26 protein-coding genes are annotated in these 22,699 nt (G+C 49.3%); 25 read left to right on the forward strand and 1 reads right to left on the reverse strand.

Features of this window, described 5'->3' with window-relative positions; genetic code table 11:
* Positions 1-3 precede the first annotated feature (3 nt).
* The 22 genes from AC23NW_RS15090 (at position 4) to AC23NW_RS15195 (ending at position 17,004) form a co-directional block, all read left to right on the forward strand.
* Entirely contained in the window at positions 4-498 is a 495-nt protein-coding gene (locus tag AC23NW_RS15090; protein ID WP_487450471.1) for a hypothetical protein, read from the forward strand.
* A 91-nt stretch (positions 499-589) separates the two neighbouring features.
* On the forward strand, positions 590-1,588 hold the full coding sequence (locus AC23NW_RS15095; protein WP_071501686.1) for a hypothetical protein: 999 nt from the start codon (positions 590-592) through the stop codon (positions 1,586-1,588).
* 83 nt (positions 1,589-1,671) lie between these two features.
* On the forward strand, positions 1,672-2,367 hold the full coding sequence (locus tag AC23NW_RS15100) for a hypothetical protein (protein ID WP_487450472.1): 696 nt from the start codon (positions 1,672-1,674) through the stop codon (positions 2,365-2,367).
* Between the two features lie 6 nt (positions 2,368-2,373).
* A complete protein-coding gene (locus AC23NW_RS15105; RefSeq protein WP_487450473.1) occupies positions 2,374-2,745 on the forward strand; it encodes a hypothetical protein in 372 nt (123 codons plus the stop codon).
* 561 nt (positions 2,746-3,306) lie between these two features.
* Entirely contained in the window at positions 3,307-3,942 is a 636-nt protein-coding gene (locus AC23NW_RS15110; RefSeq protein ID WP_487450474.1) for a hypothetical protein, read from the forward strand.
* 129 nt (positions 3,943-4,071) lie between these two features.
* Complete coding sequence (locus tag AC23NW_RS15115) at positions 4,072-4,692, forward strand: ParB N-terminal domain-containing protein (protein ID WP_487450475.1); 621 nt, start codon at positions 4,072-4,074, stop codon at positions 4,690-4,692.
* On the forward strand, positions 4,671-5,414 hold the full coding sequence (locus AC23NW_RS15120) for a GREB1-related protein (protein ID WP_487450476.1): 744 nt from the start codon (positions 4,671-4,673) through the stop codon (positions 5,412-5,414). The genes AC23NW_RS15115 and AC23NW_RS15120 overlap by 22 nt, the downstream gene beginning before the upstream one ends.
* Position 5,415: 1 nt before the next feature.
* On the forward strand, positions 5,416-6,129 hold the full coding sequence (locus AC23NW_RS15125; RefSeq protein ID WP_487450477.1) for a hypothetical protein: 714 nt from the start codon (positions 5,416-5,418) through the stop codon (positions 6,127-6,129).
* Between the two features lie 188 nt (positions 6,130-6,317).
* Positions 6,318-6,998: a hypothetical protein gene (locus AC23NW_RS15130; protein WP_487450478.1), complete on the forward strand. Its 681-nt coding sequence runs from the start codon at positions 6,318-6,320 to the stop codon at positions 6,996-6,998.
* 44 nt (positions 6,999-7,042) lie between these two features.
* Positions 7,043-7,828 (forward strand): N-6 DNA methylase, encoded by a 786-nt coding sequence (locus AC23NW_RS15135; protein WP_487450479.1) that lies wholly within the window; start codon positions 7,043-7,045, stop codon positions 7,826-7,828.
* 167 nt (positions 7,829-7,995) lie between these two features.
* Entirely contained in the window at positions 7,996-8,163 is a 168-nt protein-coding gene (locus tag AC23NW_RS15140) for a hypothetical protein (RefSeq protein ID WP_487450480.1), read from the forward strand.
* 47 nt (positions 8,164-8,210) lie between these two features.
* Complete coding sequence (locus AC23NW_RS15145) at positions 8,211-8,825, forward strand: AAA family ATPase (RefSeq protein ID WP_487450481.1); 615 nt, start codon at positions 8,211-8,213, stop codon at positions 8,823-8,825.
* A gap of 63 nt (positions 8,826-8,888) precedes the next feature.
* Complete coding sequence (locus AC23NW_RS15150) at positions 8,889-9,455, forward strand: hypothetical protein (RefSeq protein WP_487450482.1); 567 nt, start codon at positions 8,889-8,891, stop codon at positions 9,453-9,455.
* Positions 9,448-11,037 (forward strand): terminase large subunit domain-containing protein, encoded by a 1,590-nt coding sequence (locus AC23NW_RS15155; protein ID WP_487450605.1) that lies wholly within the window; start codon positions 9,448-9,450, stop codon positions 11,035-11,037. The genes AC23NW_RS15150 and AC23NW_RS15155 overlap by 8 nt, the downstream gene beginning before the upstream one ends.
* Before the next feature lie 273 nt (positions 11,038-11,310).
* Entirely contained in the window at positions 11,311-11,595 is a 285-nt protein-coding gene (locus AC23NW_RS15160) for a hypothetical protein (protein WP_487450483.1), read from the forward strand.
* 2 nt (positions 11,596-11,597) lie between these two features.
* The gene (locus AC23NW_RS15165; protein WP_487450484.1) at positions 11,598-12,917 is read left to right on the forward strand and encodes a hypothetical protein; all 1,320 of its coding nucleotides are present in this window, start codon (positions 11,598-11,600) and stop codon (positions 12,915-12,917) included.
* On the forward strand, positions 12,907-13,908 hold the full coding sequence (locus tag AC23NW_RS15170) for a DUF6712 family protein (protein ID WP_487450485.1): 1,002 nt from the start codon (positions 12,907-12,909) through the stop codon (positions 13,906-13,908). The genes AC23NW_RS15165 and AC23NW_RS15170 overlap by 11 nt, the downstream gene beginning before the upstream one ends.
* 2 nt (positions 13,909-13,910) lie before the next feature.
* Positions 13,911-14,681, forward strand: coding sequence for a hypothetical protein (locus tag AC23NW_RS15175; protein WP_487450486.1), 771 nt, complete (start codon positions 13,911-13,913; stop codon positions 14,679-14,681).
* A gap of 98 nt (positions 14,682-14,779) precedes the next feature.
* Positions 14,780-15,166 (forward strand): hypothetical protein, encoded by a 387-nt coding sequence (locus AC23NW_RS15180; protein WP_487450487.1) that lies wholly within the window; start codon positions 14,780-14,782, stop codon positions 15,164-15,166.
* A gap of 27 nt (positions 15,167-15,193) precedes the next feature.
* Positions 15,194-15,478, forward strand: a complete 285-nt coding sequence (locus tag AC23NW_RS15185; protein WP_487450488.1) for a hypothetical protein — start codon at positions 15,194-15,196, stop codon at positions 15,476-15,478.
* 291 nt (positions 15,479-15,769) lie between these two features.
* Entirely contained in the window at positions 15,770-16,189 is a 420-nt protein-coding gene (locus AC23NW_RS15190; protein ID WP_487450489.1) for a hypothetical protein, read from the forward strand.
* Complete coding sequence (locus AC23NW_RS15195; protein WP_487450490.1) at positions 16,186-17,004, forward strand: hypothetical protein; 819 nt, start codon at positions 16,186-16,188, stop codon at positions 17,002-17,004. The genes AC23NW_RS15190 and AC23NW_RS15195 overlap by 4 nt, the downstream gene beginning before the upstream one ends.
* 20 nt (positions 17,005-17,024) lie before the next feature.
* Here the strand turns inward: AC23NW_RS15195 and AC23NW_RS15200 are convergent, their stop codons facing one another.
* Positions 17,025-19,319 (reverse strand): nSTAND3 domain-containing NTPase, encoded by a 2,295-nt coding sequence (locus AC23NW_RS15200; RefSeq protein ID WP_071501668.1) that lies wholly within the window; start codon positions 19,317-19,319, stop codon positions 17,025-17,027.
* A 179-nt stretch (positions 19,320-19,498) separates the two neighbouring features.
* On the opposite strand from AC23NW_RS15200, the gene AC23NW_RS15205 reads away from it, so the two are divergent.
* From AC23NW_RS15205 to AC23NW_RS15215, 3 genes are read left to right on the forward strand one after another with little or no spacing between them, the layout of a single operon-like run.
* Complete coding sequence (locus AC23NW_RS15205) at positions 19,499-19,960, forward strand: hypothetical protein (RefSeq protein WP_487450491.1); 462 nt, start codon at positions 19,499-19,501, stop codon at positions 19,958-19,960.
* A complete protein-coding gene (locus AC23NW_RS15210) occupies positions 19,960-22,122 on the forward strand; it encodes a DUF5977 domain-containing protein (protein WP_487450492.1) in 2,163 nt (720 codons plus the stop codon). Before AC23NW_RS15205 ends, AC23NW_RS15210 begins: the two co-directional genes overlap by 1 nt.
* Before the next feature lie 2 nt (positions 22,123-22,124).
* Positions 22,125-22,661 carry a hypothetical protein gene (locus AC23NW_RS15215; RefSeq protein WP_071501665.1) on the forward strand — a complete coding sequence of 179 codons (537 nt, stop codon included), beginning with the start codon at positions 22,125-22,127 and terminating at the stop codon, positions 22,659-22,661.
* Positions 22,662-22,699 lie beyond the last annotated feature (38 nt).

Genomic DNA, 22,699 nt, shown 5'->3' on the forward strand with positions numbered 1-22,699 from the left:
GTTATGAACAAGCCAATGCAGTCGGGCAGTGTAATTGCCCGGCTTTTTCCGTCTTTATTCAAGGTAGCGTCCGAGCACGCAACCACGGAAGAATTCAACGCGGCCGAACAGGAAGCCGCTAATCTGGAAACACGCCTTGCCGCCGAATTCCCGCAGGAGATACCCAAACCGGCGGCAACAGGCGGGGCAGTTGTACAGGCAGCCGTCACCACACCGGCGGCTCCGGATGCAGCTGCTGAGCTGGTTACCGAAAAAGCTGCCCGGCAGGCGGCCGAACAGCGTGCGACGGCCCTGGAGACGGAGCTGAAGACATTCGGAGCGAGCCAGGAAGCCCGCACAGCCTGGAAAGCACAGGCCGATCTGGCCCTGCAGCAGGCCGATGCCATGCGCAGCGCATCGGTAACGCCGCCTAAGGCTGATGCCACCACAACCGGGCAGGCTCCGGAGCTGAAAAGCTACGAGAAAGCGCCCTGGAACCAGCATCAGGCCAAAAAATAGGACGTAACCCGTCCTTAGTGAAAAGCCCTGGAACGGAGAGGTTTGTACTGATTCGTTGTAGGGCTTTTTTTATCACTGCACCACAAGTAACATGGATTCACTCGATTTGAGTCTGTTGGCGACAACCGCGACCGACTATGCACGTGACAATCAGGATCACGTATTCAATCAACTGCTTAACCCGGGCTTCAGCGGCATTCCGGGCTCACCGATCCGGCCGCTGACCGACTACGTAACCCCGATCCCCGGCAAGGACGAGGTGGTACTGACCGAAATCGTGATTGGTTCGGTGTTGCAGCCAGACAAGCGCGAAGGCTTTACGCCGAAAAACAACGTGGTAAAAATCAAGCCGCGTAAAGCGAAGGTAAAGCCGTGTAAGATCAACCTGAAGTTCACCGAAAAGCAGCTTGTTACCCTGAACAAGAGCTATTACGGAATGATTAAGGGTCCTGAGTCAAAGCTGATCCTTGACCGGCTGCCGGTGTTTGAGGCCTACATTAACAAGCGGATAATTGATACGGCCCGCGCTGAACTGCGGAATATTTCGCTGTACAACGGTGTGGAGAACATCAACAACCCGTCGCCTGAAGGTGTGTTTGACGGTATCCGGATCAAGATTGACGAAGCACTGGCCGACGGCGAAATTCCGGTGGCCAACATTGCAACGATCAATGCCATTACGGAAGCCAATGCGGTAGCCGAGTTTAAGAAAATCGCCAAAAAGGTACCGGCCAAGTACAAGTTTTCGGACAGACTGATCATGGTGCTTTCACCGGAGCATCTGGAGATGTACGAAGCCAATTATCAGTCAACGCGCGGGGCACTGATCTACAACAATGCCTACAATAAACGGACGCTGGAAGGGACAATGATTGAGTTCTTTGTCGAGCCGGGCATGACCGGAGCCGACTCGCCGTTCATTACCACCCTGGGTAATATCTGCTGGCTGTACGACGACGATCTGACAACCATGTCGCTGACGTTTGATTACAACAAGCGTTCGGAAGATCTGGCCTATATCCTGAAGTTCCAGGCGGCGACGGATTTCGCGCTGGCCGAAGAAATCTGGATGGGTGAAATTGATGACTAACTGATTGCCCTGCTGACCGGCAGGGCAATCACAGCTTTCTGCTATATCTGCACAAGTTTTCTATACCATAATTCTTACAGACAATGAAGTTTTCAATTGACAAAATGGGGGAGTTTGCGCTGGCACTCCTGGTGTTTTTGATTGGTATCGTACTGCCCAATGAGGTGCTGGGCCATGCAGATTTGCTGGGTTCGGTAGGGGCTCCCGTTGTGACGGGGTTAGCGCTGGTGAACTTTGCGAGTATCGATGCGCAGTCGTATCAGGAAGCCAATCCGGGCGGTATCCGCCGGGTACTGATCATGTTGTCCCGCAAGTTCGCCAATCCGTGGCCGACGCTGGAAGGCATCAATGCCGACAATGAAATCACGGTTGCCCCGGTGCTGAAGAATGCCCAGGACAAGTGGGCGGAATACCTTTTTCCGGACGGTACGGCATCCCTGGATTCGGACGGTGGCGGTGATCCGGGTTACCAGAGCTTTAAGCACGTGGCGGAGCTGGCTCTTGCCGGTCTTTCGAAAGACGTACGGGCGGAGATCAAGAAGCACAAGAATGCCGGTTGCGTGATTGTGATGGAAATGAAGGATGGCCAGTTTCTGGTTGCCGGTTCTTCGGATGATCCGATCTTCTTGAAATCGTCATTTAAAGGCGGCAAGAAAGGCAATGACAAGCGTGGCTTCACGCTGAAAGGCGATGTGGATGGCATGATGTGGGATCTGGCTGTTCTGCCGGCGGCTCTGGTCGAAGACCTGGCCATTGATCCGGTCCCGGAACCGGCCTAACCGCTGATGAAGCTGCAGCGCTATGACGTGGCTGGCATTCCCGACGGGGGTGTCAGCCATATCATTCCGGGCAAAGGGAAGTTTGATATTATCCCGTCGCAACTGACCGATGAACGGATTGACCAACTAATTGAAGCAGGTATTACCAAATACTTTACGCGTAAAAAAAATGGCAACAAGAAATCAAAAGCCGGTTCCGGAAGCGGAACAAACACCGGTAGTTCAGCAAACCGCACAGATTCCCGCCGGCGAACCGGCGACACCACCGGCTCCGGATCAGCCGGAACCGATACCGCCAGTGACGACCGACGCCCCGACGCCGGCCATACCACCGGTTCCGGAGCCGGATCAGCCGGAACCGGTACTATCAGCGGCTGATGTGTTGAAACAACGCGCAAAAAAAAGACTGACGGCGCGCCGGTTGGTAAGTCTGATCGATGGGGTAAAGAATCAGGAGCTTATGGCAGAAAAGGAGGAGCGGATTATTGAGTAAATCGCTCAGTTGGGTTAATACCTGAAAGGTTGCTTACGTTGTAGGCAACCTTTTTTGTTATATTTGAGCGCTCACACATGATTATCACAACCCTACCGGCCGGAGATATTCCGGCTGGCAATGGGTTGTGAGTACCCAACAGGTAGGGTTGCCTATGTGTGAGCAGTGACCAGCCGGCTTTTTTATGTCTCCTACACCTCCTTCTACCTTCCCGCCATTTGCGGCCTATCTGGCCACGGCCGGTTATGATATCAAGCTACTACAGGACGTTACCGACTACTATATTGGCTTGCTCCGGGAGCATGTGTTTAAGGAAATTGATGATATGAATGAGCCGCTTGTCTACGTGGAAGCACGCGATTACCTGAATGGAATGAATGACCTGCGCATAATGCTGGAGGTGAATCGTCCAGTGAACAGGCAATTGCCGGTAGTAGCTTCGTGGTATGAACGAGCAGGAACGACAGGAACAGATAATCCGGCAAAAAGCAAAGATCAGGAGTCTGGAGCGCCAGAACGCAAAGCTCTCGGAGCTGGAGCAGGCGCGGGCGTTTCTGACGGCGCTGACCACCCGCAAGGCAGAACTGGAAGCACCCGTGCAAAACGTAGTCCACGAAAAAAAGCAGGTACAGACACCTCTGGAGCAGCTCCCAAAGCAGGTGCAGGAGCACATTGAGCAGCTTACAAGCGCCAGAAACCAGATTCATGCCGAAAAGGCAAAGCTTTGCAATAGCCTGCATACCTATCCCGATTCGGTCAACTGTAAGCAGGTTGTCAAGGAAATATTGGCTTACCGGCAAAAGTGGAAGCTGCTTCAGGACGATATCCGCTTAACGATGCAGCTGGGAGTAATTCCGGTCGCCGGGCCGGAAAAAGCGGAACCGGGTACGGATATCACCAAACTGACTGCGGATCCGGAAAAATTGCGTTACAAAATTCAGTGTCTTCAGTCTAACATCCGAAAGGCTGAAAAACGCAGGGCTCAGGCGAAAGAGGAATTAACCAAACGACGTAATGAGCTGGCCATTGCCAAATGGACTGCGGAAATTAGTCAGTTGAAGACCAGATTAGCTACTCTCTGAATCTGGTTCTGCGTGTTTTTACAAGTTCAAGTAAGTATTAAAAGGCTGGCTGTATTAGTCAGCCTTTTTTGTCCTGTGACGGTTCCTGATGGGCGAATAGGTTTGCTGCTGTGAGCAAATCTGTTAATCATGAATGAATTATTCCGGACCGAACAACGCCGGCTTGGCGATCTGGTCCCGCATGCAAAAAATCCCCGTAAAATTTCGGCTGCCAATCAGCGTGAGCTAGAGCAGCGCCTGGGCAAATATGGCCTGATCGGTATTGCAGTCGTCGATGCCGACAATACAATTATTTCCGGTAAGCAGCGCTGTGAGCGGCTGGTGCAGATGGGTTTTGCCGATAAGGTGGTTGATGTGCGCGTTGCCGTCCGGAAGCTGACCGACGACGAGCTGAAGGAGGTGATGCTGATCGAGAACAACCACTGGGGCGAATGGGATGCCCATTTGCTGAAAGAGGAGTTCTCGGGTTTTCTGAACGACTTTGATTTCGGGATCGACTTCGCCAAAATGGACGCTGACGTGGCTGAACTGACGGCTCCTGCACCGGTGGCCGAAATGCCGATAGTGCCGAAGTTTTCGGAGAAGTACAGCTCCTTTATCATTGTCTGTACGAATGAGATCGACGAGAACAATGTGGCTGAGCTGCTGCGTGTCGACAGGGCGCAGTGTTATAAGTCATCGAAGGTGGGTAGTACGCATGTTGTAACGGCTAAACAGTTTCAGGAGCTATGGAAATCTGCAAAATTGTAATTCCTTCGCACAAGCGCCATACGCGCGTAACGACGACCTCGGTGGTGGATGGCTGTATTATCTGTGTGCCGGAAAGCCAGGAGAAGGTATACCGGATGTGTAACCCGATTGACGAGATTGTGACGCATCCGGATAGCGTTGTTGGTCTGGCCAGAAAGCGTGACTGGATCATTAACCATTTCGGTTCGGTGTTCATGCTCGATGACGATATTGACGGCTTCCGGCGGTTATACACCGGAAAGGGCGAGTCGGCCGACGTGGATGCAAAAGACGCTTATGAGGTCATTCAGGCGACGGCCGATGCGGCGCGGCAGGCAGGGGCCTATCTGTTTGGGTTCAGCTCCAGTCCGGCACCGGTGTCGTATAACAGCCTGAATCCGGTTCAGCTCAGTGGCTATGTGACCGGCTGCGCGCATGGTTTGTTGAAGGGCTCAAAGCTCTGGTACTCGCCGGAGATTCGCTGTAATGAAGATTACTGGATTAGTTGCCTGAATGCCTATGAACATCGCCTGATCTGGAAGGATACGCGGTTTTACTTCGATCAGCGGAATACGTTCGTAAACGCCGGGGGCTTAGCTGAGTTCAGGAACTTTGGCGCTGAAGAGCAGGATTTTAACTACTTGCAGAAAATATTTGGATCAGATGTTGTTACTTTGAAAAAGGCTGGCGGGAAAAGCCAGTTAAAGCATCCTTTTCAAAAAACTCTTAAACTCCCTTTTTAAAATGACGACAGTTCCACCAATCAATCTTAAAGTTAGAGAATTTATTGCCTTCTATATCAAGGTAGTAATTGAAGGCGATCTGGAAAAACTCAAAGCTATTGCTGCAAATAGTGAGGAGGATGAAAAAAAAGAAGAAAAGTCTGAATCTGTAATCATTAAAATACCAGACCCAACTCCTGCTGTCGCGAATACAACTGGTTCTGCGGAAACTACGGTAGATTACTATAATCAATTTGATGTAAGATTTGCGAGATGTACCGTTCCGATGGCAATGACATTACTGAGTTTAGTAGATATTATGGGGGGGCTTGTTTTGAGAACTGAATACAATAGTAGCTTTCGCGACCATGTTAAAGCCTTTTTTATTTATGGAGGTAAGACTATAACGGATGCAGAGTCTGGTATTATTAATCAATTATTCAGAAATAGTATGATGCATGGTTTTTTTCCAAAGGGAGGAGATCTGGGGATATTATATGACTCATCATTAAATGGTGTAGAAAAACTAATAGTTCAGAATGGAACGAAATGGAGTTTAAATGTCAATTATTTGGAAACAGTAGTGCGCACTACTGTTAATAGAATGTTCTCGGATTCTCCTAACCACGGAGCAATGGAAGCATTATTGAATAAATGGAATCAATCGACAGAGCAGAAAGAACTGAAAATGATAAAGGAATATTTAGCTGAGATAGCAGCAAGCTCAGGTAAATAATTCCTTAGATGTCACTTTAAGTTTGAAAGACAAGCTTTACTGTTTACAATTTGCGAGGCATTTTAAAACAGTCAGACGAAATAAAATTCGTCGTATGAAAGGACCCTAAACTTTTAGGGTCCTTGCTTTTTATATCCGTTCTGTCGGGAGAAATTACTGGGGATGTTCAATTAATCATTCTCAGATAAATGCAAGCAAATCAGACTACTACCGCGCGGCTCCGTAATCAGGAGCGCTTTGTTCAGAACACGGGTAAGAGTGAAGCCGAGTATCAGGCCTGGGCTACAGACGTTGGCCGGCGTATGCACATTAACAACCTCGATAAGCTGGTATGTGCAAAGCTGAATATCTACACAGTGTCGCATCTGGCTTACCTGCCAACACCAACCCCGATTGATCTGCCCGCCGATGAGTACGATAAGTATCTGGCAGAACGCACTGAAAACCCGCTGGAACTGGCCCAGCTCTGGCTTAAAACCAAACCGGATTCCCAAAGCTGGGTAAGTGTTCAGTCTATCCTAGCCGATAACCTGCGGCCATTTCCTAAAAGCGATTTTGAACTACATGGCGATCCGAACTGGTTACCCGACGTCGCCAAATCGTGGTTCAAAAAAGACGGCTTGAATCTGGATGTGCAGATCGAAGAAATGTCAGCCATGAGTGGCCGGCAGATTACGCTTCAGGATGCCATTGATTTTGTCCGGGCCCACAAACCAGGCATGTACAAAAATCCTGCTCAGCTTCAGCTGGAATACATTGAAGAACGCTTCAAAAATATCACGACGTTCCGCATAAAGGACTACTACGCGGAGCACCTGCTTAAGAGCTGTTATTACGTGGTACCAACCTTCGACGAAGTTCCTTTCTAACCACCAGAGCCGCCCGACCGGGCGGCTTTTTTCATTTTACAGACATGGCAAAGACAACCGACGTGCCGCACGAGCTGCGGGCGCTCAATAAGATATTTTCGGAAAAGGATTACAGCTGGGACTACGCGGACTCGTTCCGCGACTGGATTGATTTTCTGGTCGAGTCCTTTATGCCCGTCCGGCAGGGAGAGTACGAGCGATTAAAGAAGAAGCACAAGGATCTTGACTGGTTTGTCCGGATGACCAACGAATGGGTAATGGTGCAGCACCGGATGATTAACGACCGCGAAAATGGCTGGTATGATTCCTTAGGGACCTTGTATGAGATTTTATCAAGCCGTGGTAAGCGGGACGCACTCGGGCAATTCTTTACCCCGGAGTGTATCTGTGACTTTATGACCACCCTACAGCTCACCGACCCGAAGCCGGTCGGGAAGACAATCAATGATCCGGCCTGCGGCTCTGGCAGGCTCCTGCTCTCGTACCATGCCCATGCTTCGGGCAATTTCCAGTACGGCGCTGATCTGGATGCCATCTGCGCGAAAATGACGGCTGTTAACATGTGCCTGCATGGGTGCGTTGGTCAGGCCGTTTGTATGGATTCACTAAACCCTGATGACTGGCGGTTTGGCTACGAAATCAACAAATACCTGAATCGTGGCGGGTGGCTGAGCATTGTGCCCATTCAGAAAGAACAGTGCTATACATGGCGGTTGTGGCAGCAGGAAAAAGCTGAGTGGGAAAAGAAAAAGGCAGTAAATCCGGCCACACCTGCACCGGAACCACCGGCTGTAAAGATGTCGAAACACGGCCAGCTAAGACTGTTTTAACTGCTTGGAAATTAGCGTTTTGCCGGTGAATTTTTTCGGGAAAACGCTTTTTTTATCCGTTCTGTCGGGAGATTTTTATATGTAATCAGTCACAAACAAACCCCTGATTACAAGGATGTTCAATGGGAATTTACACAAGAAAACCCCGCAGGTTTGAGAACCCGAAAATGACGAAGAAGAAGTCATTTCTGAAACACGTAATGCGCGAAGCATGGCGCATTTTTAAGACCGGCCGCTGGCTGTTTTTTGGTGAAGCACTCCGGGATGCGTGGATGCATATCAAAACGGGTGTCCGCAAAAAGCTGATTAATGTCGCTCAGGTAACCCTGTTCTAAATGGAAATGCCCGGCGCTGTCACGCCGGGCATTAATCTGAATACAGGATGTTCAATTCTATCATCAGACAAGGCAAAGAAACAATAAAAATGGGTAAATACGAACAAAAAACAGATAAAGGGTATGACCTCTTTGAGGTATCCAGCGCCATGATTAAATGCATCCGCAGGGGGCAGGAAGATGAAGCCCTGTATTGGGCCGTCGAGCTCTATAATTCAGGGTTTGTAGAATATGCCTGGAAGCGGCTCCGGATTCTGTGTAGTGAAGATGTTGGTCTGGCTGAACCCGGTTTGCCGGCCGAAATCTGGGCGTTATACGAAATGCACCGGGAGCAGGCCAAAAAGAAAGAGGACAAAAACGAGCCACAGCGTCTGTTTCTGACCCACGCCATTCTGCGACTCAGCCGCGCGCGCAAAAGCCGGATGATCGACTGGACGCTGATCTGGGCGTGGTTGACTCATAAATTCCGGTTTTTTTCCATACCGGATTACGCCCTGGATAAGCATAATGAACGTGGCCGCCGGCTAGGGCGGTCGTGGTACCATTTTTTCACCGAGGGAACGCTGCTGCACCCGCATTGGGAAGTAGAACGGGAAAATGAGATGCGGAGCCGGGCGCAGGATGCCATCAGTAATCCGGCCGGAAACGGGTTGTTTGACTGATAACGTCCTGTTTTGAGCATGAAGCCTGCTGCAACTTGCAGCAGGCTTTTATGTAGAGAGACCATGCCAAAATCAAGAAAGAACGGGACATCCATTCGCCGTATGAGCCGTCAGCTGGGCGTCAACACGGATAAATTGTCGGTTTACTTACAGTACCTCAATGATGAAGTTGCCTGGGAACCTGATCCGGAGCAGCCCCGGAAACCATCCCTGACCGCTACCCAGCAGGATATGTTTCTGAAGTATTCGTTTGCCTGGGGCATGGTATCCATTGGCCGCACGGATGAAATGGTACGCTCATCGCTGGAGAAACAGTTCGGTATCAAGGAAGGCATGGCCCGCGTGATTATCGACGAATCCTACCACATTTACGGTAATGCCCGTGAAGTTCATAAAAAAGGCAAAACCCGCGCGGCCGTGCTCTATCTGGAGATGCTCAGTAACCTGGCCCGTGCGGATAAGGATTACAAAACCGCCAAGGAAGCGTGGGTAGAAGCCAAACGTCTGGAAGGCCTGTACCGTGAAGATGCGGCCGGTTTTGATCCGGAAGACTTCATGGTGAAACCGAATATTGTCTTCGTCAACAACGTCAATATCCTTAAGCAGCAGCAGCGTGACGACGATGAGTAAGCGGATGGCTCAGCGGGATGATACCCGGTACATCTACGCCAATGACAAGCAAACCAAGTTCCTGCGCTCCCGGTCAAAGCGGAAAACGTTTATGGGCGGCCGTGGTTCGGGCAAAACCCGTACCCTGGCCATTGATACCTACGAAAACTTCTTTGAGCTGCCCAAAGGCAAAGTAGTATTAGCCGGTAACAGCTATGTTCAGCTTGATTCGGTTGTGCTGCCCGGACTCAAGGCAGGGCTCAAGGCCTGCGGATTCGACGAGTATACCAAACATACGCCCTGGGGTGTGTACGTTGTCGGTATTCAGCCGCCGGATCACTGGGAACGCCCATGGGAACCTGTCGGCAAGCGGGCCATACCGTACACCATGAGTTTTATCAATGGCTTATCCTATCAGTTTGTGTCGGAAGATAACGCCCAGACGCACCGGGGGATTAACTCGGATGCCGTTCGGGCCGATGAATCGGCGCAGATCAAGGAAAGCTTTATTGGTGAAGTGCTCCTGCCGACCATGCGGGCCAACCGATACCGGGCGATTTCCAAAAGCCGGAAATGGAAATCTTTCTACGATTTTACGTCTGCTCCCTGGACCGATCAGGGGAAGTGGATTCTCAAAACCGAAGAAGCGTATCTGAAAATGATGGCGCTCCGGGCGGAAATGACCCCTGCCGAAAAGGAAAAGATTCCGCCAACACACCTCTGGCTGGAGAGTACCTATCTGGATAACGCCGACGTGTTACCCGATGACTATGCCGAAACGCTCAGGGATGTGCTGACTGATTTACAGTTTGACGTCGAAGTGCTCAACAAGCGGATCGACAAATTACCCAACTGTTTTTACTTCGCTCTGTCAGAAAATATCCACTACTATACGCAGTGTTACGATTATCAGTGGGATGATAAGCTGAAGCTGCACGTTTACCGCTCGAACGATTATCTGTCGGACAAAGACCTGGAAATAAGTCTGGACTTTAACGCCGATATCTGCTGGTGCGTGACCGGTCAGGAGGTGGGCAGTGAATTCAGGGTGATCCGGTCGATGTTTGAAAAATCGACGCTGACCGATACGGACAAAAACCTGATCAAGGCATTGGCCGAAAAATGGTGTGACACCTATGCTTCCCATGAGCGTAAAGTGGTGCACGTATGGGGTGATTTATCGGGCAAAAACCGCAGTGCCGGTAACGATCAGGAAAACCGGCCTTTCTTTGAGACCTACTGTAAAGTACTGGAGAGTAAGGGGTGGCGTATCGTACGCCGTTATCAGGAGCCAGGCAGTAGAAAGAACCCAGGTCATAAAGACAAGTACACACTCATCAGTCTGCTTATGGAGCAGAGCAACCCGCGGACACCACGAGTACGCTTCAACCGCCACTACAACAAAGAACTGCTGATCGCTATGAAGTCAACGCCGGTTAAGACCGACGGCAGCTTTAAGAAAGACAAGAGCAGTGAAAAGCAGGCCCGCAACCGTGAGTATGCAACCGATGGCACTGATGCACTGGATTATCTGCTCTGGGGAAAGTACAGAAATCTGATCGGCAACCGTGGTCCGCTTCAGAATCATATTGCCAGCATGTAAGTGGCATGGTCTGCAAAAATCAATCCGATTTTTTCGAAAGTGACAATGTTATATTCCGAAAAACTGAACCGGCAAGGGCCGCATCCGGTAAAGTGCGGGCCAGTTCGTGGCGGGAAAAACACTGTTTTGCCCGCCGTTTTTCATTTAACCGCCTGAATCGCTGACAATTGCCGGAAAAAGCATTGAAAACCACCCCCGTTTGGCCGCTAAACAAACCCGTCCTGTAGCCTTGACCGGTTAAAAACTAAGATTGTACCGGATTTCAGCACGCAAATGACAGGCAAAAAGAAGATTAATCTGGTCGGAGAAGGCGGAGTAATGGCCCTGGTTAACAAACCCGGCGCCGTCTTTTCGGTGAAGTTCCGGAAGACTGACGGTAACATTTCGGTAAAGGTGGGCTGTACCCGTCTGCCGACTACCAACGGGCTGGGTGATCAGAAACAATCAAACCGCTCCGGACTGCTTCGCCTGTATCAGCCTGCCATTGACCACACATTCGATGTGTACATTGACTGCCTGGTCGAGTTCAATGAAATGACCGTCGTTCACCCGTATTAATTATGTCAGGAGTTGTTCAGATAAGCAATAACATCTTTCTGCTCAGGGATGAGCCATCGAAACTGGGTGCATTTGTGGAAGTATATCCGGGGGCAAGTGATACCGGTTACGGCCCGCGCACGTCCCCGCTTCGCACCCCCGGTTTAAGCGATCATATTCCCTGGGGCCTGAAAGATAACCAGCCGAATCTCATGCACCGGCTGGCGACCGACAACGACGTCAAGTGGGAGCTGATCAATACCCGCCGTGATTTTCTGGTTGGGCTGGGTCTCCGGTTCGGTACAGTACGCAAGGAAGGCAAGCAGCGCATTTATGAAGAGCTGGACACGACCCATGCGGATTATACCGCCATCAGTGACTTCACGGCGGCGCTCGACGAGTCGGGGTACTGGATCGATACGGCAGGGCAGGTCAGTTACGCCGGCCAGCATTTTACCCGGATCACGCTCGACCGTGACGGCAAAGTACTGCCCTTTGAGGTGAATGACTGTTTTGAAACCCGTTACCGGGCCTTGCAGCCGAATGAGCGCAGGCCCACCGCTTTCCTGTTGAATGCCGGATATGGTACCCGACATTTCAGGGTGGATGATTCGGTTACGGTACCGGCTTATGATCCAGCGCGGCCGCTGGCGTTTCCGTCGTCCATTTACCACGCCAAACACCGCCTGCCCGGTCAGCCGTTTTACTCGTTTGCGGCGTGGTGGGGTACCCGTTCGTGGACAGAAGTGGCCAACAAGATTCCGGCCTATCACATGTCGGGGCTGACCAACGGCTATAACATCAAGTATCTGATCAAGATACCGGATGATTATTTCGAAAAGGAAGGTCTTGAGACGCAGGAAGAAAAGGATGCCTTCCGGGATGCGGTGCTCAAGCAGATGAAAAATAGTCTGGCCGGCGAGTCTGACCGGGCCGTGGTGACTTTCTACAAACAGGATTTAGTGGGCATGAAAGCCCTGCCAGGCGTGGAAATTATCCCGCTGAAAAACACCATGACCGACGATGCCTACGTGCAGCTGTACAACACGGCCAAAGCCGCTCAGGCCAGTGGCCATGGTATCCTGCCGGCACTGGCGGGCGTGGATACCGGTGGGCGGCTGGGTGGTTCCGGAAAGGAACTGGAAGTGGCGGCTAATTTCCAGCAGAAGTTCCGCACGTTTGCCGACCGTCAGTTACTGCTCCGGCCGCTCTGGATTGCCCGTCGCCTCAATGGCTGGGCGGCTGATATTCAGTTCTGGTTTGAGGATATCGAAGTCTATAACCCGGATGTAACGCCAACGGATGCCGGTACAAATCCCAACAACACTGACAATGCTAATTAACACGCTGCCCGTTCTGAAAAGCCTGTTAGGCGGTATCCAGAAGAAAACGACCTGGGATACCTGGGCACCGTTCGTGCGTCAGGCAGAGCTGGATCATATTGTGCCTGCCATCGGGGAAGAGCTGTATGCGCATCTGCTGACGAAGATTAATGCAGCCACAGATGTGGTTACGGCAACCCCTTCGGAAGAAGTGCTGATTGAGCGCATCCGGATTGTCCTGTGCCACTTTGTGGAAATGGACAGTGAGCTGGCCATTATGCTCCAGAAAGGGGATTTAGGCGTTGCCGTTGCCAGTCCGCCCAATATGCAGGCACCCGGCAAGTGGGCTATTGTCGCCCGGATCAAGGAAGCCCGCGATAAGGCTGATCGGTCGCTGGAACGGGTGCTGCAATTCCTTGAAAAACATGCCGGTGGTTTTCCGGTCTGGGTCGGTTCAGATGCATATACCGTCAGCCATTCGCTGTTTCTGGCAACGGCCACCGAGTATACAGATTACTTCGGAGCGGTCCAGAACAGCCGCCGGTTATATGTGGCGCTAAGGCCCTACATTGTGAAGGCGGAAAACGACCTGATCCGGCCGCTGATCGGGGAGAGCTTCTATACCTATCTGAAAAGTAAACTGCCTGACCGGACCTACAGCTGGACGGCTCAGGAGTCAGAAGCGCTTAAAATGATTCGGTCGGCTGTGGCCAATGATGCTTTCAGCCGCGCGGTGACCTTTATCAATATCAATGCCGATCTGCGCTACCTGTCCGAAACGGACGGGATTGTCAATGAGGATGTGCTGCCTGAAAACCGCCGTGCCGAGATAAAGGCTGAGTGCAACAGGGAGGCCCGCAACGAGACCATGAAGCTGAAGAAGTACCTCGATCAGAAGGCTTCACCAACGGTTTTTCCTGCCTACTATCAGTCAGATGCCTATACGGTGTCCGAAAAGAAACCATACCGGCTACCGGCCAATAACGATCCACAACAACCATTCGTGCTATGATTATGAGCGCAAAAAACAACCACAAAGACCAGCCATTCCGCCGGATCCACAGTAATGGAGGGCAGGCTACCAAACCGGAAGCCGATGAATTTTCGAAAGTACTGTCTGATCTGGATCAGCAGGAAGAATCCCTGAGCACCAAGCTGCAGGAGCTGACCCAGAAGCGCCAGCAGGCCAATGAAGCGATCCGTCAGGAAAAGCTGGAGAAGCTGAACGGTCTGCGTTCGGATGCCGTCGACTGGCGGGAAATGGCCGACAAGTTCCGGAGTGAGCCCGAGGTGGCCAGAGACTACCTGAATCTGGCCAAATCCGCTGAAGCCGAAGCGGCTGAGCTGGCGGCCGATCTGGGTATTGCAGAAAAAGCCCCTGAGGTAGCCGGTCAGACGGCCCGCAAACCGGCACTCTCGACTACCCGGGCGATCTGGTACACCATAGGTATGTTTCTGCTGAGTGCGCTGGCGACGTATTACTTCGGCAGCAAGGTAGCCGCTGATCCCAACAATGCGATGGGACACAGCATGTTCCAGAATGCACCGGTACGGGCGCTGCTTTCCTTTACGCTGACGTTTCTGACGGTACTGGTCGGGGTGCTGTTTATCCGCTTATTCTTTCCACAACTATACCGCATATGGCACAACCGCGTCGAATCAGAACGTACGTTCGAGAGTGTATTATCCGAAGCGCCCGCGTGGGCGGTTTTGGGCTCTATCTTATTGCTTGTCTGGCTGTTCACCCAGCTTTTTGCCAGCTTCTATCAGGCCCTGTACGCCTAGACAGCATCCAGCAGAAACGGGCATGCATCATCAGCACGGCTGAGTCACAGACCTATGTCCGGGAAGCGACCAACAACAACGATCACAAACAGATCAATGTGTATTTCCGGGCAATCGGCTGGAAAAGTCCGGAAAAGCTTCCGGGCAGGGCAAAGCCTTACTGCGGGGCCTTTGTGGGCTGGGTGCTGATTCAGTGTGATCTGGTCAGCGGAGCGGTCAGAAAGATCAATATGGCGTCGGTAGCAGGCTGGAACACGCTCAAACCTTTTTTTCTGAAGGCTGGCCAAATGCCCTTACCGGGTGATATCGTCACCTACCGCACGTGGTCGCATGTAGAATTTAACAAGTACTGGCCGCTTGATCCGCGCATACGCATTTTCAGAGCGGTGGGCGGTAATACCGGCAGTCCCAATCAGGGGGTGCATACTGATCTGGTGCGGCCCAAAAACATTGTCCGGAACCAGATCCGGCTTTTCAAGGAGTAGTTTTTCACTTTTCACTACACATGTTTCATGAACAATCAACTCACGCTGACGGAGCGGCTCAAGCTGCCGACCAGCAAGTTCTTCAAACCGCTGGTCACCGGCGGTATCTGGGTGGCGGCCCTGGCTGCGGCATTGGTGGCTTTTCAGACACAGCTCGCTGCCGCCGGAATCCCTGTACCGGCGGTTGTGGAACTGATAGCCGAAGGGCTGACCATCCTGTCAACAACCGTGGCCGGCATCGCTAAACTAACGGTAGACTTCGACCATCCGGAGACAAAGCAGTACCTGAAACTGAGAGGGCTGGTACTATGACAACGCCACCAGTACCACCGCCGCCGCCCTCACCTGACCGCCCGCAGTATACAGAAAGTCTGTCAGAGATGCTGGGTCAGACGATACGGATAAAGGTCTGGGTAATACTGATCGTGGCGCTGGCAGTCCTGCTGGTAGTGTTGATCAACGGTCACCGCCGGTCAGTTGTACAGACACTGCCGTATGATTCGACGGCCTACTACAAAAACCTGCACCGGCAGGATTCCATCAATCAGGAACTGTTCTGGCGTCAGGCCGCAACGGATAAGCAACTTTTACTTCTTTTCGGATATGCAGATAGTCTTAAGCGTGATATTGATCAGCTGCACGGTGATGACCTGCAGCGGGAAATCGACCGGTACTATAATGATTCTGGCCGACAGTATCCGGCCGTTACCCGGCCGTCCCATCGTACTAACCGAAGCCGGCGCGCGGCTGATCCTGAAACAGCGGATCGATCTGGAAACCTGCCGGCAGGCAACGGTTTTGAAAGACTCAACTATCGCTTACCTGAATCATACGATCCGGCAGAAAGATGCCGAGTTCGGACGGATCAACCGCCAGCAGCAGGCTACCGGCAATTTGCAGCAGCAGGCCGAAGGGGATGGCCGGCAAACTCGGCAGCAATTGCGTATGTCACGGCTGGAGAACTGGAGCTGGCGGATCGGGGTAGTGGTTTTTGTTGCAGCTAAGTTTGGTTTATTACGATGAAAAAGTTCTGGATCAGTGAGCGGGAATATCATGTGGCAGGCAGCTGGCAGGAATGCAGCCCTGAGCAGCTCAAGAACGGACTGGTGCTCCAGTTGTCTGCCAGCGTTGAGAAGAACGAACTCCGGAAGGCGCATTATACGGTAATGATGCTCCGGATTCTGTCAGATTGCCCGGTAAAGCAGCTTTCGCAGCTGAACGGCGAGCAGCTTTACCGGCTGAAAAAGCTGGTAAAGTGGGCGTTTGAAACGCCGGTTACCAGCCAGCCATTTGGGCATTTTACGCTCAACGGCAAAGACTACCTGCTGCCTGCCGAAGGCTTTGCCAATACGTCGGCCATTGAGCTGGCGATGGCCAACATATACTACCTGCAATTTGCCAAAGGCCACAAGGAAGCGGCGCTGAAGCTGGTAGCCACGTTATGCCGCCCGCAGCGGACGGATATCAAAAGTTTTCGCCAGTCAGTGAAATGGAACGGTGATGCCCGCGAAGAATACAACTCGGTACTGGCTGACGAACGAGCCGTTGAATTTTCACGACTGCATTTCGGGGTAGTTATTGCGGTAGTTCAATACTTTGAAAGCCTGAACCGCTCGTTTCTGGAGCGGTACGGGGAAGTATTCGGCGGTGATCCGGAAGAAAAAGCGCCACCCCTGTACAAGAACGGGGAGGGATGGCTGACATGTCTGGAGCAGGTGGCTGAGCTGGGGACACATGGACAGTTTCAGCAGGTATGTGCTGAAAACTGCCATACGATCTGGCTGTATTTGAAGCACAGGACCTTAAAGCGAAACAGTGCGAATCAAGTTAATGTGTAATAGAATATACGTTATTTTAGTTATTGATTAAGTAAACCATTAAACAAGTCTTCGATTTGTTTTTCTTCGTCAAGTTCTTGATACTCACTATGAGCATAAGTTTCATGAGATCTTTCTTCATCATAATACTCATTATATGAATCTCTTTTTTCGCTGAGTTTATAGTTTAATGTTGAAAACTCTTGCTCAAAATCAAAATCGAATTCTTTCGATAATATTATCATATTCTCTGCTAATTCTTCAAGGGCATATGGTGTTGCTGATTTTAATTCTTCGTTGACTATAATGCGTAAATTTTCTTCAAAAGACCTTGAGCTTGTATATGTTTTATAAGTGTCAGGTAAAATATTTCTTAGTGAAATAAAATTGATAAAATTGTTGAGATTAATGAGATTTTTAAAAAAGCTATCAATTACCATTAGTCCATCAAACTCTAGAGAATAATGTTTTAACATCTCGAAAATTTTAATATATTTATCTTGTTCATTGAAATCATAAGTTTGTATATATATTATCTTGTTAAATTCGATTCTGACAAATTCTTCGACCTCTTTTTTGATTGATTGCAACTCAATTAATAATGTGTATAAGAAACTGTATTCATTTTCAATAGAAAAACTCCAGAATTCATTTTCGTCAAAAGGGGAATGTTGTACATTGAAATTTAAGTTTTTTAAATTATGATAATTGCTTTTTATTTTCTCGAATGCTTGCTTCGCTAATTCCGGAGAAAGTTTTATTTTGGAGTAATAATTTTCTGATTCCTCGTCTAAAGAAGTGAATATTGTAAAGAATTGTGCTTTAAATATTGCTCCATTAATTAGGTTTTTTATTAAATATTTTTTATCTCTAATGTAGTTTAATAGAAAGTCTTGAATAGATGGATTTTGATATTCGATAATTATAGACTTATCTTCATCTATTTGGGTTTTAATAAATGTATTCTCCAATTCTTTTATTGATTTATTGAACTTTAAAGGGTCGAAAAATAAATTCAATTCACTTTGATTGTTTTTTAAAAATGATGTCAATGCTTCCTCTAAATCTTCTAGTAGCAAAGGAGTTCCAAGTGTTAGTAAGACAAGCAAGGTGTATTTTGAGATAGGATCAAGAGCCTTTTGAAATGTATGCAACCAGACGCTTTCTGGGTTGTCAAAGTAAGATTTAATCTGATTGGAAAAATCAGTGCTGTTGCATAAAGTCCAAATTTTTTTATTAATTATTGCTTCAATTATCCGCGGGTTATAGTTTTTATGGTTTACTATTTTTGATAAATTATTATGTTTCATTAGGTCACTTAAATGACTTTTAGGTATTTCAGCAAAAAACATGTGATTGTATAGTATTTTTGCTTTGATTATACTTGTGTAAGATGTTAAATCAATTGTACACTTTGCTATATCAATATGGTTTAATGTAAATTCCTCGAATGAAAACATAGCTTGGTTTAAGATGTATTCCCGAGTAGTGAAAATGATTAATTTATTATTGCTGCTCCTGATTTTATTAATTAGTTTAATGATTTTTGCGTCTTCATTTTTATTGTTATCATATTGAAAGAAATTCTTTCCAAGGAAGTCATCAAATAGAAAAATTTGACTAGTATTAATATTGAAATATTGATAAGCTTCATCAATTGAGCTGTTTAAATAAATAAACTCATTATATTCTTGGGATAGAAAACGTAATGTTAGCATTCTAGCTAAGGTTGTTTTTCCAATTCCGGGGATCCCTGAAATAATTACATATTTGTACTTACTTAGTATACTTAGTGCTTTATGAAAGCTTCTATTTTGAACAAATAGTTTTACCTGATTACGTATTTCCTCGATTTCAAATTCTGATTGATTGTAAATTTTACTGTGTAAGGTTTTCTCAAGTACCCTTGTACTGGTAATCCATAACTTGAAATATTTTAATTCAATTTTCTTGTGTAAACTTAGAAGATTTTGTAAGTCATCATTTCCGATAATATCTTCTGTTGATTTTATGTGAGGGGAGAATAGTTTTAGGATATCTTCTTTGTTTTTAGGTGTTAACCCAACTGTTGTTGATATTATATATCTCTCTGGATTTAATTTTATTGGATTTTTGATTTCTTTTTTTAGGTTATTTATCAGTGAATTGTAGTCTTTGTATCTTTTGGCTTGAATAATTATTTTTTTATTTTTATCTGTGGCATATCTTAAGTCAATACCACCATCTGGGCCACTTGTAAAACTCTCAATGAATACATTCAGCTTGGCTTGTAAAAGATCTCTAGTGAAGTTTTCAAATTCATCAGCAGATAAAATTAGTAAGTCGTAATTATTCATTTGTCTAAAAGTGGGTAAAGAATGTTAATAATGCTAATTGTAAAAGAGTTTGCCTCTGTGAAGCGCTATACAAAGCGCTATAAATTTAAGAAATTATTTTTTTGACATGATACTATTAAAGATTATGTCCTGTTTCCGGCAATTGCCGCTTGGCATCTTTGCCGGAAACAGGATTTTGTATGAAGACAGGTACCCTGCTAAACTATGTGGCCTACTTTCAGGAATGGGCCGACAATGATCCGGAACTAACCTTTTTTATGTTCGGGTCAGTCGAACTCGGACTGGAAGCGCCCCGCTCGCACCCCGATTTTAACTACCCCTTTGCCTGGCTGGAGCAGCCGACCATCATTTCCGACTCGACCGGTAATCATAACTTCAACGAAGTTTTTCAGTCGGGTATCTCCGTACTTTTTGATGCCCCTCAGGATGATCATGACGCGCAGATCAGGGCGTATGACAGCGCTTTGTCCATTCTGTACCGGCTGCAAAGCAAGCTTCACAAAGACACAAAAGACGGGTCAATTATCTGTGAGGTCACGGGTATTAAAAAGGAGGCCGTCAGTCAGCTCTGGCTGGATAGTCATTACGGTTTCCGGATGGAGTTTATGGCTACGTTTAACCTGTCAACCGTTTATAAGTGATGATTGATCCGTTTGCCACCGCTATGTATCTGCCGGTCCGGCTGAGCCGGAATTATCTGGTTATCCGGCAGGCCTCGCTCGACCCTGTGACCTATCCCAACCGGGCCGAAATCCGCTACACGGCCGATCTGTACGTGCAGGAGTTTTTCCGCGCCAACACATTCACCAAAATGACGGCCAATCCGCTGGAGGCCTCCGAAGCACCACCCCGGCAGTTTGGCGGGAATCTGGTGTATGCCGGTGCGTCGTTTGAGCTTCAGGATATTGCTGATTCACTGCTGGCCGTCTCGCTGCCTAAGTTCAATCAGCAGTATATCAGCATCTGCGAGCAGATGACACGGCAGTTTTACACCATTCAGACGATTATTTACGAGAATAATACGGCGAGCTCTGATCAGTCAAATACCGAATGGATGATCAAAGCCGGTATTGCTGAGCGCGATTATGCATTCTGGGGAATGGGCGTATTTGTAAGCCCGTTTGCACTGGCCGGAAGGTTCCTGACCTGGCAACCTGACAGCAAGAAAGTTCTGCCCGGTCAACCGGAGTTCCTGTATTTTCTCAATAACCTGAGTCCGTCGCCAGTGGAGCTCCGGTTACGGGTGCAGTATACCTTCGATGATGATACGACGGAGACAGTAACACTGCTGACAGCAACTGATGTATCATCAATGACGGTGTACTGTATACCGGTCGGGCCAGCTGTAGTGGGGGCGTTTGCAAAAGAAAAGCGGGTTAAGTTCTATCAGGTGTGGCTATCGAACGAGAGTACGGAACGGATCAGCGCAGTACGCCGGTATTATCCCGATCAACGGTATTACCGGCAATGCCGGTTTATTCTCTTTTCGAATTCATTAGGCGGGGTCGATACGCTGAGCCTGGTCGGTACCGGCAGCGAATCCCTGAAACCGGCGCGATCGGTAGCCGAGCGGGCGGGGGATACCTATGGTGTTGCCAGCTATACCGAACAGGTGGTTACCGACGTGCAGGGAACCCGTGAGCTCATTGTCAATACCGAATACCTGACCCCCTTGCAGCGTACGTGGCTTCAGGAGCTGGCCATGTCGCATGATATCTTTCTAGTAACCGACCGTGCCCATCTGCCGCTGGTGCTTCAGGGCGATAGCTATCTGGCCGCAAATGACGACGAGCAGCTGATCGGCCGGCAGTTTTCGTTTTTGTATGCCAATAAGGAGCGTAATATCTCTAACCTGCCCACGCCGGTGGCATCCAGTACCCAGCCGACAGCCTGGGAGAGCTTTACGTTTGCCTGTGAGCTGGACGCCAACGGAAAGCGTACCGGTCGTCAGATTACCACGCTTCGCCGTCAGATTTATCTCAATACCGGAGAGCCGGTTATCCCGCCGGTGATTGTGATCAATCTGCCGGACAGTACCGATTACATTCCGCCTCAGGAAGCGGAGTCATGTGCGGTGACTCCGTTTCTCAATGTCCGGATTGAGCGGTACGGAACGTTCCACCGGAATAACTGTCAGCCAAATCAGGTAGGGTCAACGGCATTGATTGTGATTGAAGCCGGTACCTATGGTTCTGAAATCTCGCAGGCCGATGCGGACAACAAAGCGGAAGTGGCCTGGTCTTCCTTCAATAGTCAGGCGTATGTAAATCAATACGGGGGTTGTACGCTGGCTCCATATCTGAACGTGGCCATTAACCGGTATGGGACCTATGTTAAGCAGGGGTGTGGGACTGGAACCATCGGGTCGAGTGCCTTAATCAATGTAGCCGCCGGTCAGTATGGTTCCGGGATCAGTCAGGCCGATGCCGATGCGAAGGCTGAAGTAGCCTGGTCGGCCATTAACACGCAGGCGTATGCCGATCAGTGCGGAGCCTGTGTCAATGCCACCCAGTCGGTTTATGATAACGGGACGGCCATCTATATTCTGTTAACCCGCAATCCGGATCAGAGCTACACGCTGACAATGAAGCTTCGGTTTGTGGCATCAATGACCAACATGCAATGGTCGGCGGGTCCGTGTGTGATCAATGAGCCGTTTGGTGCGTTCGTAACCCAATACATACTGCAATTGCCCGCGTCACTGCGGGGAACTGTTGTACCGGCAGCGACGGCACACTATTATCAGAACACCGGTGGTGTTTATGCTGCAACGGAAAACATTGGCTCCTTTACGTTTTTCTGATCATGGATTTAACCTTCGACGAAATTGCGACGGAAGTGCTCGAGGAGCTGACGGCCGACGCGTTGTTGTACTTCCGGCGGGCGCTGGAAGCCAAACGGCTGGTGCTGACCGAAGAGCTGATGCGCTCATTCCGGTATCATATTGTGCGGTCGGCTACGCAGGTGGCCGCTGAAATAGATTTGCTGAATTATGGCCGGTTCAAGGATATGCGCCAGCTCCGCTATCGGGGCAGTATGCCGCCCATCGATGCGATGGAATTCTTTGTGGAGAAAGTGGGTATCGGAAATTTTGCTTATGTATCCGGTTACTGGGACCGCACCGGATCACGCATTGCAACCGTACCTAATGCCGTGCGCAGGATTGCGGCCGGTATCAGCTTCAGCCGGAAGGTGTATACCACTAAACGGCCGTATTCCGGAACGTGGTACAACGAAACCAAAATGAATATGGTGAATGTCGGTAAGAAGCGACTTGCCTGGCGTACCTCGGAATGGATTGCCGCACAGATCAAAATGACTGCAGAAGAAGATACTGACTGAAATATTGTCCTGTTTTGCCCGAAAGCCACGCCGCACCT

This window comes from Arsenicibacter sp. R0_47, from assembly GCF_057652235.1.